10 protein-coding genes and 1 pseudogene are annotated in these 13,108 nt (G+C 60.3%); 5 read left to right on the top strand and 6 right to left on the bottom strand.

All coding sequences use genetic code 11. The features are described from left to right. Nucleotides 1-4 precede the first annotated feature (4 nt). Together USG84_RS00115 and entD are read left to right on the top strand one after the other, a co-directional pair. A complete protein-coding gene (locus USG84_RS00115) occupies nt 5-2,245 on the top strand; it encodes a TonB-dependent siderophore receptor (protein ID WP_253541172.1) in 2,241 nt (746 codons plus the stop codon). A gap of 62 nt (nt 2,246-2,307) precedes the next feature. Continuing rightward, complete coding sequence (gene entD, locus USG84_RS00110) at nt 2,308-2,982, top strand: enterobactin synthase subunit EntD (RefSeq protein ID WP_151413887.1); 675 nt, start codon at nt 2,308-2,310, stop codon at nt 2,980-2,982. On the opposite strand, the gene sitD is transcribed toward entD, so the two are convergent. The 6 genes and pseudogenes from sitD to betT form a co-directional block, all read right to left on the bottom strand. After that, complete coding sequence (gene sitD / locus USG84_RS00105) at nt 2,936-3,775, bottom strand: iron/manganese ABC transporter permease subunit SitD (protein ID WP_320738098.1); 840 nt, start codon at nt 3,773-3,775, stop codon at nt 2,936-2,938. The two genes, entD and sitD, sit on opposite strands and share 47 nt — an antisense overlap. Beyond that, nucleotides 3,772-4,620: an iron/manganese ABC transporter permease subunit SitC gene (gene sitC / locus USG84_RS00100; protein ID WP_047355404.1), complete on the bottom strand. Its 849-nt coding sequence runs from the start codon at nt 4,618-4,620 to the stop codon at nt 3,772-3,774. Before sitC ends, sitD begins: the two co-directional genes overlap by 4 nt. After that, complete coding sequence (locus USG84_RS00095) at nt 4,617-5,423, bottom strand: manganese/iron ABC transporter ATP-binding protein (RefSeq protein ID WP_061098929.1); 807 nt, start codon at nt 5,421-5,423, stop codon at nt 4,617-4,619. Before USG84_RS00095 ends, sitC begins: the two co-directional genes overlap by 4 nt. Nucleotides 5,424-5,425: 2 nt before the next feature. Next, nucleotides 5,426-6,337: pseudogene (locus tag USG84_RS00090) on the bottom strand (metal ABC transporter substrate-binding protein). Nucleotides 6,338-6,540: 203 nt separating this feature from the next. Continuing rightward, nucleotides 6,541-6,825, bottom strand: coding sequence for a NadS family protein (nadS, locus tag USG84_RS00085; protein WP_022650557.1), 285 nt, complete (start codon nt 6,823-6,825; stop codon nt 6,541-6,543). A gap of 138 nt (nt 6,826-6,963) precedes the next feature. Further along, nucleotides 6,964-8,997: a choline BCCT transporter BetT gene (gene betT, locus USG84_RS00080; RefSeq protein WP_151413888.1), complete on the bottom strand. Its 2,034-nt coding sequence runs from the start codon at nt 8,995-8,997 to the stop codon at nt 6,964-6,966. A gap of 128 nt (nt 8,998-9,125) precedes the next feature. Here betT and betI point away from each other — a divergent pair, with 128 nt between their 5' ends. From betI to betA, 3 genes are read left to right on the top strand one after another with little or no spacing between them, the layout of a single operon-like run. After that, complete coding sequence (betI, locus tag USG84_RS00075) at nt 9,126-9,713, top strand: transcriptional regulator BetI (RefSeq protein ID WP_253543471.1); 588 nt, start codon at nt 9,126-9,128, stop codon at nt 9,711-9,713. A gap of 13 nt (nt 9,714-9,726) precedes the next feature. Then, on the top strand, nt 9,727-11,199 hold the full coding sequence (gene betB, locus USG84_RS00070; RefSeq protein WP_253541157.1) for a betaine-aldehyde dehydrogenase: 1,473 nt from the start codon (nt 9,727-9,729) through the stop codon (nt 11,197-11,199). A 13-nt stretch (nt 11,200-11,212) separates the two neighbouring features. Next, nucleotides 11,213-12,892: a choline dehydrogenase gene (betA, locus tag USG84_RS00065; protein ID WP_151413889.1), complete on the top strand. Its 1,680-nt coding sequence runs from the start codon at nt 11,213-11,215 to the stop codon at nt 12,890-12,892. The last annotated feature ends 216 nt before the right edge of the window (nt 12,893-13,108 follow it).

Here is a 13,108-nt window from a genome sequence, read left to right as displayed (position 1 = left end):
TACAATGAATAAGAAGATTCACTCTCTGGCCTTGCTGGTCAATTTAGGGATTTATGGCGCCGCGCTGCCCGCCATGGCAGACGACAACACCGCCTCTGCGCAGCACGAAGACACCATGGTGATTACCGCCGCCGAGCAGAATTTGCAGGCGCCGGGCGTGTCGACCATCACCGCCGACGAGATCCGCAAAAACCCGCCCGCGCGCGACGTGGCGGAAATCATCCGCACCATGCCGGGCGTTAACCTCACCGGGAACTCCACCAGCGGCCAGCGCGGGAACAACCGTCAGATTGATATCCGCGGCATGGGCCCGGAAAACACCCTGATCCTGATCGACGGCAAGCCGGTGACCAGCCGCAACTCCATCCGACTGGGCTGGCGCGGCGAGCGCGACACCCGCGGCGATACCGGCTGGGTGCCGCCGGAGATGATCGAGCGCATCGAGGTCATTCGCGGCCCGGCCGCCGCACGCTACGGTAACGGCGCGGCGGGCGGCGTGGTGAACATCATCACCAAAAAGTTCGACGACCAGTGGCACGGCTCCTGGAACACCTACCTGAACGCGCCTGAACACAAGGATGAAGGCTCTACCAAGCGCACCAACTTCAGCCTGAGCGGCCCGCTGGGCGGCGACTTCAGCTTCCGCATGTTTGGTAACCTGGATAAGACCCAGGCCGACGCGTGGGACATCAACCAGGGCCACCAGTCCGAGCGTACCGGGGCCTACGCCAACACCCTGCCCGCGGGCCGTGAGGGCGTTGAGAACAAAGATATCAACGGCGTGGTGCGCTGGGACTTCGCGCCAATGCAGTCCCTGGAGTTTGAGGCGGGCTACAGCCGCCAGAACAACCTCTACGCGGGCGACACGCAGAACACCAACAACGACAACGCGCTGGTGAAGAAGAACTACGGCAAAGAGACTAACCGTATTTATCGCCAGAACTTCGCGGTGACCTGGAACGGCGGCTGGGACAACGGCATTACCACCAGCAGCTGGGCGCAGTACGAACACACCCGCAACTCCCGCCTGGGCGAAGGGCTGGCGGGCGGTACGGAAGGCCTGTTCAACAGCGATAAATTCACCGACACCGACCTGGCCGACGTGATGCTGCACAGCGAAATCAACCTGCCGATTGATTTCCTCGTCAACCAGAACCTGACGCTGGGCACCGAGTGGAACCAGCAGCGCATGAAGGACTCAACCTCCTTCTCGCAAACCCTGCAGGGCGGCACCATTCCGGGCATGAGCGACGACCGCAGCCCGTACACCTCGGCGGAAATCTTCTCCCTGTTCGCCGAAAACAACATGGAGCTGACCGACAGCACCATGCTGACCCCTGCCCTGCGCTTCGATCACCACACTATCGTCGGCAACAACTGGAGCCCGTCGCTTAACCTGTCGCAGGGTCTGGGGGATGACTTCACGCTGAAGATGGGGATTGCGCGCGCCTACAAAGCGCCGAGCCTGTACCAGACCAACCCGAACTACCTGCTCTACAGCAAAGGCCAGGGCTGCTACGCAAGCTCCGACGGCGTGGGCTGCTACATGATGGGCAACGACGACCTGAAAGCCGAAACCAGCATCAACAAAGAGATTGGCCTGGAGTGGAAACGCGACGGCTGGCTGGCGGGCGTGACCTGGTTCCGCAACGACTACCGCGACAAGATTGAAGCGGGCTACGCGCCTGTCGGCCACACCTCGTCCGGTAAAGTGCAGACGGACATCTACCAGTGGGAAAACGTGCCGAAGGCGGTGGTGGAAGGGCTGGAAGGCTCCCTGAACGTGCCGGTCAGCGACACGATCAACTGGACCAACAACATCACCTACATGCTGCAGAGCAAGAACAAGGAGACCGGCGACCGTCTGTCGATCATCCCGGAATACACGCTGAACTCGACCCTGAGCTGGCAGGTGCACCAGGATGTGTCATTGCAGTCCACCTTCACCTGGTACGGCAAGCAGCAGCCGAAGAAGTACAACTACAAAGGCCAGCCGGTGACCGGGTCTGAGAAAGACGAAGTCAGCCCGTACAGCATCGTTGGCCTGAGCGCGACCTGGGACATGACCAAAAACGTCAGCCTGACCGGCGGCGTGGACAACGTCTTCGACAAGCGCCAGTGGCGCGCGGGTAATGCCCAGACGACCGGAAATGCCACCACCGGTGCGTATATGTACGGTGCGGGTGCCTACACGTATAATGAACCGGGTCGCACCTGGTACATGAGCGTGAATACGCGTTTTTAAGGCACTGAAGTCAATCCTTCCCTCTCCCCTCCGGGGAGAGGGTCAGGGTGAGGGGAAAATCCATGCACACCACCCACAGCACATTTTCTCTCGCCGGCCTCACCCTCCACCGCGTCACCTTCTACCCCACCACCTTCACCGACGCCGATCTCCTCTGGCTCCCGCATCACGCGCAGCTCGCTGACGCCGGACGCAAACGTAAGGCCGACCACCTGGCAGGCCGCATCGCCGCCATGCATGCGCTAAACGAGCGCACCATTCCCGCCATCGGCCCCAGCGGGGAACCGCTCTGGCCGGAGGGCGTTTCCGGCAGCATCACCCACAGCGGCACGCAGGCCATGGCGGTGGCAGTTCGCGACAGACACGCGCTTATCGGCATCGACTGCGAAACCATCCTGCCCGAAAATGAAGCCAGAGAAATCAAGGACGGCATTATTGATGCCCAGGAAGAGGGCGTGCTTTCCCGCTCGGGATACCCGTTTGCCCTCGCCCTGACGCTGGCGTTCAGCGCCAAAGAGAGCCTGTTCAAGGCCCTCTTTCCTCAGGTGCAGGCATATATGGGTTTTGACAGCGCCCGCGTCACCCTGCTCGACGATAAGACGCTTACGCTGGCGTTGACCCGCCAGCTGGCAGGCTTTAACGAAGGCGCCACCTTCATCCTGCACTGGCAGCAGCGCGGCGAGCAGGCAATCACCCTGCTGTCACACGCTCCTGCCGACGGGCCTTCACGCTGGTGACCGCAAACGTCACGATAAACACCATCGCGAACAGCACCACGATGGTCGGCGCTGGCGCGCTGTCGAGATAAAACGAGGCATAGACGCCGCTAACCGACACAAGTGCTGAAACGGCGACCGCCACCAGCAGCGCCATGTGGAAGCGCCGGGTGATGAGCACCGCCACCGCGCCGGGGGCAATGAGCAGCGAAATCGACAGAATAATCCCCACCGCCTTCAGCGTCGCCACGATGGTCAGCGAGACCATGCACAGTAAGCCGTAGTGCAGCCAGCGGGTGCGCAGGCCGCTCGCCTGCGCCTGCTGATAGTCAAAGCAGAACAGCAGAAAATCGCGCCACTTCAGGCCAATCACCAGCGCGATCAGCCCCGCCACGATGCCGCTTTGCAGAATGTCCATGCCGTTTATGCCCAGCATATCGCCGAACAGGATGTGGTCGAGATGCACCTCGGGCTTAACGGCGATGTAAAGGATCAGGCCCGCGCCGAACATGCCGGAAAAGACAATCCCCATCACCGTATCCTGCTTGATCCGGCTGTTGTCCTTCAGGTAGCCGGTGGCGACCGCGCAGAACAGACCGGCCACGAACGCGCCCATCGCCAGCGGCAGACCCATCATCCACGCCAGCACGACGCCGGGAAATACCGCATGGCTCATGGCGTCGCCCATCAGCGCCCAGCCTTTGAGCACCAGAAAAACCGACAGCAGCGCGCAGGGCACGGCCACCAGGAGTGAAATCAGCAGCGCGTTGTTCATAAACGCAAACTGGAAGGGTTCAAGGAGCAGCGCCATCATGGGTGGGCCTCCCGCGCGCGACGGCGGCTGGCGAGCAGACCGTGCTTCGGCGCAAAGACGAACGCCAGCAGGAACAGCAGCGTCTGGGCGACCACGATAATGCCGCCGGTGGCGCCGTCCAGATAATAGCTGGCCCACGCGCCGAGGAAGCTGGTGATGCTGCCAATGGCGACGGCAATCATCAGCAGGCGAGGGAAGCGGTCGGTCAGCAGCCACGCGGTTGCGCCGGGCGTGACCACAAGGCAGATCACCAGAAACGCGCCGACGGTTTGCAGCGCCGCCACGGTGGAGACCGCCAGCAGCGTGAAGAATAGAATTTTCAGGCGTTCCGGACGCAGGCCGATGGCGCGGGCGTGGTTCTCATCAAAAAAGGTCACCATCAGATCTTTCCACTTGAACAGCAGAATAACCATCGATACCACGCCGATAATCGCCAGCTGGACGATATCTTCCGGCGCAATGGCGAGAATATTGCCGAGCACGATGGTCTGAATGTTCACCGAGGTCGGGTTAAGCGAGACCATAAACAGCCCGAGCCCGAAAAAGGAGGAGAAGATCAGCCCGATGATGGCGTCCTCCTTCAGGCGGCTGCGCTGGTTGAGAAACAGCATGCTGCCTGCCGCCAGCCCGCCCGAGAGGAACGCCCCCAGCGAGAACGGCAGCCCGAGCATGTAGGCCCCCGCCACGCCGGGCACGATGGAGTGCGACAGCGCATCGCCGATCAGCGACCAGCCTTTGAGCATCAGATAGCACGAAAGAAACGCGCACAGCCCGCCCACCATCGCCGAAACCCACATCGCATTGAGCATGTACTCGTAGCCAAACGGTTCCAGAAGCGCGTTCATTTGGCCTCCTGACGGTGCGTCACGAACGGGCGTTCATCGTCGGTAATAATACGGTCTTCCGAGCCGCTGAGCACCACGTGGCGCAGCACGCCGCTGAAGGCGCGCTCAAGGTTCTCGGCGGTAAAGGTGGTTTCCGTCGGACCGCTCGCCAGCACGGTGCCTTTGACCATCACCGTATAATCGCAAAACTCCGAGACCGAGCCTAAATTGTGGGTCGAGACCAGCATGGTTTTGCCCTCGTCACGCAGCTCCCGCAGCAGGCTGATGATCCTGGCTTCGGTTTTGACGTCCACGCCGGTAAACGGCTCGTCGAGCAGGATCGCCTCGCCCTGCTGGGCAATCGCCCGCGCCAGGAACACGCGTTTCTTCTGCCCGCCGGAAAGCTCACCGATCTGCCGGTGGCGCAGCTCGAGCATGTCCACGCGCTTCAGGGCGTCGGTCACGATCTGCCTGTCGCACGCTTTTGGCCGACGCAGGAAACCCATATGCCCGTAGCGCCCCATCATCACCACGTCTTCCACCAGCACCGGAAACGACCAGTCGACCTCTTCCGACTGCGGCACGTAGGCGACCAGGTTCTGACGCAGCGCCCGGTGAGGCGGCAGCCCCTGAATGGTGATGGTGCCGCTCGCCGCCCGCACGAAGCCCATTATCGCCTTAAACAGCGTGGACTTGCCGGAGCCGTTCACCCCCACCAGCGCGGCAATCGATCCGCCCGGCACGCTGAACGACGCGTCGCGCAGCGCCGTGTGGCCGTTGCGGTAGGTCACGGTTACGTCCGTGACGACAATCCCCTTCTGCATGGTCACTCCTTCATCCCGTCGCGGATGCCCTGCACCAGCGTGCGGGTGGTGACGTTCAGCAGATCGATATAGGTCGGCACCGGGCCGTTTTCCGCGCTCAGGGAGTCAACCTACAGCACGCCGCCGTAATGGGCGCCGGTTTCACGCGCCACCTGACGGGCGGGCTTATCCGAGACCGTGCTTTCGCTGAACACCGCCGGTATGCGATGTTTTTTCACCAGATCGATAACCTTGCGCACCTGCTGCGGCGTGCCCTGTCGATCGGCGTTAATCGGCCACAGGTAAAGTTCCTTCATGCCCAGATCCCGCGCCAGATAGGAGAACGCCCCTTCGCTGGTCACCATCCAGCGCTTGTCTTCCGGGATCTCCGCGACCTGCTTACGCAGCGGTGCGAGGGTGGCGACGATCTTCTGCTTGTAGGCTTCCGCGTTGCGTTGATACGTCTGCGCGTTGGCCGGATCGTACTTCACCAGCGCGTCGCGAATGTTGTCGACGTAGATCAGGGCGTTGTCCGGCGACATCCACGCGTGCGGGTTCGGCTTGCCGTCGTACGGCCCCTCGCTGATGCCCATCGGCGTAATGCCTTTGGTGACAATCACCTCCGGTACGCCGTTCAGGTGCTGATAAAAACGCTGGAACCACAGTTCCAGATTCATGCCGTTCGCCAGGATCAGCTGCGCCTTCTGCGCGCGTTTAATATCCCCCGGCGTGGGCTGATACTCGTGGATTTCCGCACCCGGCTTAGTAATGGAGGTCACGTCTGCGGCGTCACCCGCCACGTTTTTCGCCATATCGGCGATAACGGTAAAGGTGGTGATGACCTGAAACTTTTCAGCCGCCTGCGTGCCGGTAGTGGTCGCAGTCATAAGCAGCGCGCCGAGCAACAGACGCTTCAATCCTTGCAGTGGGTGCATCGCAGAAGTCTCCAGAGGTGATTAAATTCAAAGCAAAATTAGCCCGTGCTATAAGGTATAGCACAGGCTATATTTAAATGAAAATAGTTATCATTAAAGTTGTGTCAATGAAGGGCGTGCCTGATGGCGCTTCGCTTATCAGGCCTACGGAAAAGCAGTTTTGAAGGCCGGGTAAGCGCAGCGCCACCCGGCATAAGGGCGACTCACTGTCCGGCAAGTGCCTTATAAAATGCAGGGTTCTCCCGAATCACATTAAGTACCTTTGCCGCCAGCCCGGTTGGATTGCGGCGTTTGGACTCCCAGCTTTTTATCGTATCGACGCTCGTGCCAAGCGCCTTCGCCATTTCGCTTTGCGTGATATTGAGCTGCTCTCTGATGGCGCGCACATCTGCAACTTCATAGCGGGTGACTCGGGAAGCGGCTTTTCTGCCGCTATGGATCTCAACAGCTTCTTCAAGCGAAGTTTTAAGTTCATCGAAGATGCTCATTTTATACCTCGGAACAACATAAAGGCGTACATAGTACACTTCTAGTTAAAGATATAATAAGCACTATTCGAAAAGTACAGGGCCAGATTCATAACAATCTGGCCCCTCAACTTTCATGAACTTTATTCAGATCAAACTTTAAACATCCGGGAACATCACGCTATTTCCCGGCGCTTCCCTGTGCAGATGGATAAAGTTCAGGTGCCGTTCATACTGGTCCAGAATGTCCGTTATCACCTGCTCCTTGCTGTAATCCATCAGATCATTCCCCTGGCTGCCTTCGAGCAGGAAGGTTTCCAGCCGGTAGTAGGTCGATTTACCGCTGCGCGCCCGGTAGGTAAACCCGGGCACGGAATACTGCTGCGGCCAGATCTGATAAACAAAGTTCTGCTCGTCGCCCATGTGCACCAGCAGATCCAGGTGCCCCAGGGTTTCGCCCTCCTCTGGCGGCAGTTTTTTCAGCTCCACGTACGCACCGCGCAGCTTCAGCTCCTGCGCTACCTCTTCCATCGCCGGGAAGCAGACCGTCTCCATCATCTGGCTGGTGTAGCGCGTGCCCGGGTAGTTCATCAGGCGAGACAGGCGTTTCTTCCAGCTCAGCCTGTCCTGCGCGCCCATCGGCCGCGGGGCGGTGTCGCGGCTGGCGCTGACGCGGCGGTAGTCTTCCACCTTGAGCGATTTATACAGCCCGGCCATCACGAAGAAGATGACGAAGCTGAACGGCAGGCCCATGATCACCGTGGTGTTCTGCAGCGCCGAGATGCCGTTGGTCATCAGCATCCCAAGCGTCAGCAGGCCGATGGCGACGGACCAGAAGATGCGCAGCCAGTTCGGCGCGTCGCTGTTGATGTCTTTGAGCTTCGAGGTGAAGTTCCCCAGCACCAGCGCGCCGGAGTCCGCCGAGGTGACGTAGAACAGCAGGCCGGTGATGGTCGCCACGGAGGCGCTAAAGGTGAACGCCGGATACTGCGCCAGCAGGCTGTAGAAGCCGCGCTCCGGGTGCGCCATCGCCTCCTGCGCAAACGCCGCGTCGCCGTGAATGATCTCGTACAGCGCGCTGTTGCCGAAAATCGACAGCCACAGCAGGGTAAAGGTGAACGGGATAATCAGCGTGCCCATCACGAACTGGCGGATGGTGCGCCCGCGCGAAATGCGCGCCAGGAACAGGCCGACAAACGGCGACCACGCCACCCACCACGCCCAGAAGAACAGCGTCCAGTTGTTCATCCACTCTACCGGGCGGTCGAAGGCGAAGCTGTTCAGCGTCATGCCCATAAAGCGGTTGACGTAGTCGCCCACGTTCAGCACTAAGGCATTGAGCAGGAACGAGGTGTCACCCATAAACAGCACAAACAGGATCAGGCCCAGCGCCAGCGCCACGTTCAGCTCGGAGAGCACGCGGATGCCCTTATCCACGCCGGAGGTCACCGAAATGGTGGCGATAATCACCGACAGCGCAATAAGCGCCGCTTTGGCCGCCATCGAATCCGGGATGTCAAACAGCACGCTCAGCCCGTAGTTGAGCTGCACCACGCCAATCCCGAGCGTTGTTGCAATACCGAAGATGGTGCCGATCACCGCCGCGATATCGACGCTGTGACCAATCGGGCCGTTAATCTTTTTACCGAAAATCGGATAAAGCGCGGAGCGGATGGTGAGGGGCAAATTATAACGATAGCTAAAGTATCCGAGCGCCATGCCCATCAGGGCGTACATCGACCAGCCCGTCAGGCCGTAGTGGAACAGCGTCCAGACCATCGCCTGGCGCGCGGCCTCCATCGTCTGCCCTGCCCCTTCCGGCGGCTGCATATACTGCGTGACCGGTTCGGCCACGGAGAAGAACATCAGGTCGATGCCGATGCCCGCGGCAAAGAGCATCGCGGCCCAGCTCAGCAGGCTGAACTCGGGCTTGGACTGCTCTGGCCCGAGCTTCACCGAGCCGAAGCGCGAGCAGGCAATGCACACCACGAAGACTATATAGAGCGTCGCGGCCAGCAGGTAGTACCAGCCGAAGGTCTTCGACACCCAGTTCAGGGTGCGCCCAATCCACTCGGCAGAAAAATCACGAAAGAAGATCGTCGTCAGGGAAAACAACAAAATCAGCCCGGCGGAAGTATAAAAAACGACCGGGTTGATTTTGTCTTTTTCTCTGTCCTGTGAAAGGTCTGTCATCCAGTATCCTCACTGTTTTTGTAACTATTAAAATCCAAATCCGCAACAATTAAGACACATTTTATATTGAACGTCCAATCAAAAACCGCTTTAATATATAACCAACGCTGATGAATGGAGTGGCAAAAATGCCCAAAGTGGGGATGCAGCCGATCCGGCGCAGGCAGCTTATCGACGCCACGCTGGAAGCAATAAATGAAGTGGGCATGCATGACGCGACCATCGCGCAAATCGCCCGTCGGGCGGGCGTGTCCACGGGGATCATCAGTCACTACTTCAAAGATAAAAACGGCCTGCTGGAAGCGACCATGCGCGACATCACCGGCCAGCTGCGCGACGCGGTATTAATCCGCCTACGCGCCCTGCCGGGCGGCAGCGCAGAGCAGCGATTGCAGGCGATTGTCGCCGGCAACTTCGATGAAACCCAGGTAAGCGGCGCGGCGATGAAGGCCTGGCTGGCCTTCTGGGCAAGCAGCATGCACCAGCCGATGCTCTACCGCCTGCAGCAGGCGAGCAGCCGACGCCTGCTCTCAAACCTGGTGTACGAGTTCCGCCGCGAGCTGCCGCGTGAACAGGCTGAAGAGGCGGGCTACGGGCTGGCGGCGCTGATCGACGGGCTGTGGCTGCGCGCCGCGCTGAGCGGCAAGCCGCTGGATAAGACCCTGGCGCAGTCGCTCACCAGCCACTTTATCAGCCAGCATTTACCGACCGAATAACCGAGGAGAATTTATGTCCCGAATGGCAGAACAGCAGCTTTATATCAATGGTGGTTATACATCCGCCACCAGCGGTCGCACCTTCGAGACCATTAACCCGGCCAACGGTGAAGTTCTGGCGAGCGTACAGGCCGCCGGGCGTGAAGACGTCGACCGCGCCGTGGAAAGCGCACAGCGCGGGCAAAAAATCTGGGCAGCGATGACCGCCATGGAGCGCTCGCGCATCCTGCGTCGCGCCGTCGATATCCTGCGCGAGCGCAACGACGAGCTGGCAACGCTTGAGACCCTCGACACCGGTAAAGCGTATTCCGAAACCTCAACCGTCGATATCGTCACCGGCGCGGACGTGCTGGAGTACTACGCGGGGCTGATCCCGGCGCTGGAAGGCAGCCAGATCCCGCTGCGTGAGACCTCGTTCGTCTACACCCGCCGCGAGCCGCTGGGCGTGGTGGCGGGCATCGGCGCGTGGAACTACCCGATCCAAATCGCCCTGTGGAAATCCGCCCCGGCTCTGGCGGCGGGCAACGCGATGATCTTCAAGCCGAGCGAGGTCACCCCGCTCACCGCGCTGAAGCTTGCCGAGATCTACACCGAAGCGGGCCTGCCGGACGGCGTGTTTAACGTCCTGCCGGGCGTGGGCGCGGAGACCGGCCAGTACCTGACCGAGCATCCGGGTATTGCGAAAGTCTCCTTCACCGGCGGCGTCGCCAGCGGCAAAAAGGTGATGGCCAACTCGGCGGCCTCGTCCCTGAAGGAGGTGACGATGGAGCTGGGCGGCAAATCTCCGCTGATTGTTTTTGACGATGCGGATCTCGATCTCGCGGCAGACATCGCCATGATGGCGAACTTCTTCAGCTCCGGCCAGGTATGCACCAACGGCACCCGCGTGTTCGTGCCCGCGAAGTTCAAGGCCGCGTTTGAGCAGAAAATCGCTGAGCGCGTGGGCCGCATCCGCGCGGGCGATCTGTTCGATGAAAAGACCAACTTCGGCCCGATGGTCAGCTTCCCGCACCGCGACAGCGTGCTGCGCTACATCGCCAAAGGCAAAGAGGAAGGCGCGCGCGTGCTGTGCGGCGGCGACGTGCTGAAGGGCGAAGGCTTTGACAACGGCGCGTGGGTTGCCCCGACCGTGTTTACCGACTGCACCGACGAGATGACCATCGTGCGCGAAGAGATCTTCGGCCCGGTGATGTCCATCCTCACCTATGAAAGCGATGAAGAAGCCATTCGCCGCGCCAACGACACCGACTACGGTCTGGCGGCGGGCATCGTCACCGCCGACCTGAACCGCGCGCACGGCGCGATTCATCAGCTCGAAGCGGGCATCTGCTGGATCAACACTTGGGGTGAATCCGCCGCGGAGATGCCGGTCGGGGGCTACAAGCACTCCGGCATTGGCCGCGAGAACGGCGTGATGACGCTGCAGAGCTATACCCAGGTGAAGTCCATCCAGGTTGAGATGGGTAAATTCCAGTCCATATTTTAACCGGGAGGTTTATTTGCAATTTGACTACATCATTATCGGGGCCGGCTCTGCCGGCAACGTCCTGGCTACACGACTGACTGAAGATCCGAACACCACCGTCCTGCTGCTTGAGGCGGGCGGGCCGGACTACCGCTTTGATTTCCGCACCCAGATGCCCGCCGCGCTGGCGTTCCCGCTGCAGGGCAAGCGCTACAACTGGGCGTACGAAACCGAGCCTGAACCATTCATGAACAACCGCCGCATGGAGTGCGGGCGCGGCAAAGGGCTGGGCGGTTCGTCGCTCATCAACGGCATGTGCTACGTGCGCGGTAACGCGATGGATCTGGATAACTGGGCCAAAGAGCCGGGTCTGGAGCACTGGAGCTACCTCAACTGCCTGCCCTACTACCGCAAGGCGGAGACGCGCGACGTGGGGCCGAACGACTACCACGGCGGCGACGGTCCGGTGAGCGTTACCACCTCGAAGCCGGGCGTGAACCCGCTGTTTGAGGCGATGGTGGAAGCGGGCGTGCAGGCGGGCTATCCGCGCACCGACGATCTCAACGGCTACCAGCAGGAAGGTTTCGGCCCGATGGACCGCACGGTCACGCCGCAGGGCCGACGCGCCAGCACCGCGCGCGGCTATCTGGACCAGGCGAAGCAGCGTCCGAACCTGACCATCCGCACCCACGCCACGACCGATCGCATTATTTTTGACGGCAAGCGCGCCGTGGGCGTCGAGTGGCTGGAGGGCGAAAGCACCATCCCGTCCAACGCGACGGCGAACAAAGAGGTCCTGCTGTGCGCCGGGGCCATTGCCTCCCCGCAGATCCTCCAGCGCTCCGGCGTGGGCAGCGCGGAACTGCTGAAGAAGTTCGATATCCCGCTGGTGCACGACCTGCCCGGCGTGGGTGAAAACCTGCAGGATCACCTGGAGATGTACCTCCAGTACGCGTGTAAAGAGCCGGTCTCCCTCTACCCTGCCCTGCAGTGGTGGAACCAGCCGAAGATCGGCGCCGAGTGGCTGTTTGGCGGCACCGGCGTGGGCGCGAGCAACCACTTCGAAGCGGGCGGATTTATCCGCAGCCGGGAAGAGTTCGAGTGGCCGAACATTCAGTACCACTTCCTGCCGGTGGCGATTAACTACAACGGTTCGAACGCGGTAAAAGAGCACGGCTTCCAGTGCCACGTTGGCTCCATGCGCTCACCGAGCCGCGGGCACGTGCGCATTAAATCTCGCGATCCGCACCAGCATCCGGCGATCCTGTTTAACTATATGTCCCACGAGCAGGACTGGCAGGAGTTCCGCGACGCGATCCGCATCACCCGCGAGATCATGCACCAGCCCGCGCTGGACAAATATCGCGGCCGGGAAATCAGCCCTGGGATTGAGTGCCAGACGGACGAACAGCTGGACGAGTTCGTGCGTAACCACGCGGAAACCGCGTTCCACCCGTGCGGCACCTGCAAGATGGGCTACGACGAAATGGCGGTGGTCGACGGTGAAGGCCGCGTTCACGGGCTGGAAGGGTTGCGCGTGGTGGATGCGTCGATCATGCCGCAGATTATTACCGGCAACCTGAACGCCACCACGATTATGATCGGTGAAAAAATTGCTGACGCCATTCGCGGGCGCGAGCCGCTGGCGAAGAGCACGGCAGCGTATTATGTGGCGAACGGAGCGCCGGTTCGTCAGGCATTACAGAACGTTTAATATTCTGCCCTCTCCGTAAAAGGAGAGGGTTTTCAATACATCCCTTCATTACGATAATATTTTTCGATACCTATAAGAAATAAATATTACCCGGCAATTATTTTGTTCATTTAAAAGTCTGTTGACACTGTTCCCGCAATTCAACTATGTTTAATCGAATGTCTTTCCATTCGAAATATACAATATATTTAAACCTGAAATTAAAGAAAACGTCAT

Origin of the sequence: Enterobacter sp. 168J2, from assembly GCF_034107265.1 — a bacterium.
Classification (GTDB): domain Bacteria; phylum Pseudomonadota; class Gammaproteobacteria; order Enterobacterales; family Enterobacteriaceae; genus Enterobacter; species Enterobacter nematophilus.
This window is presented reverse-complemented; position numbering and strand designations above follow the sequence as displayed.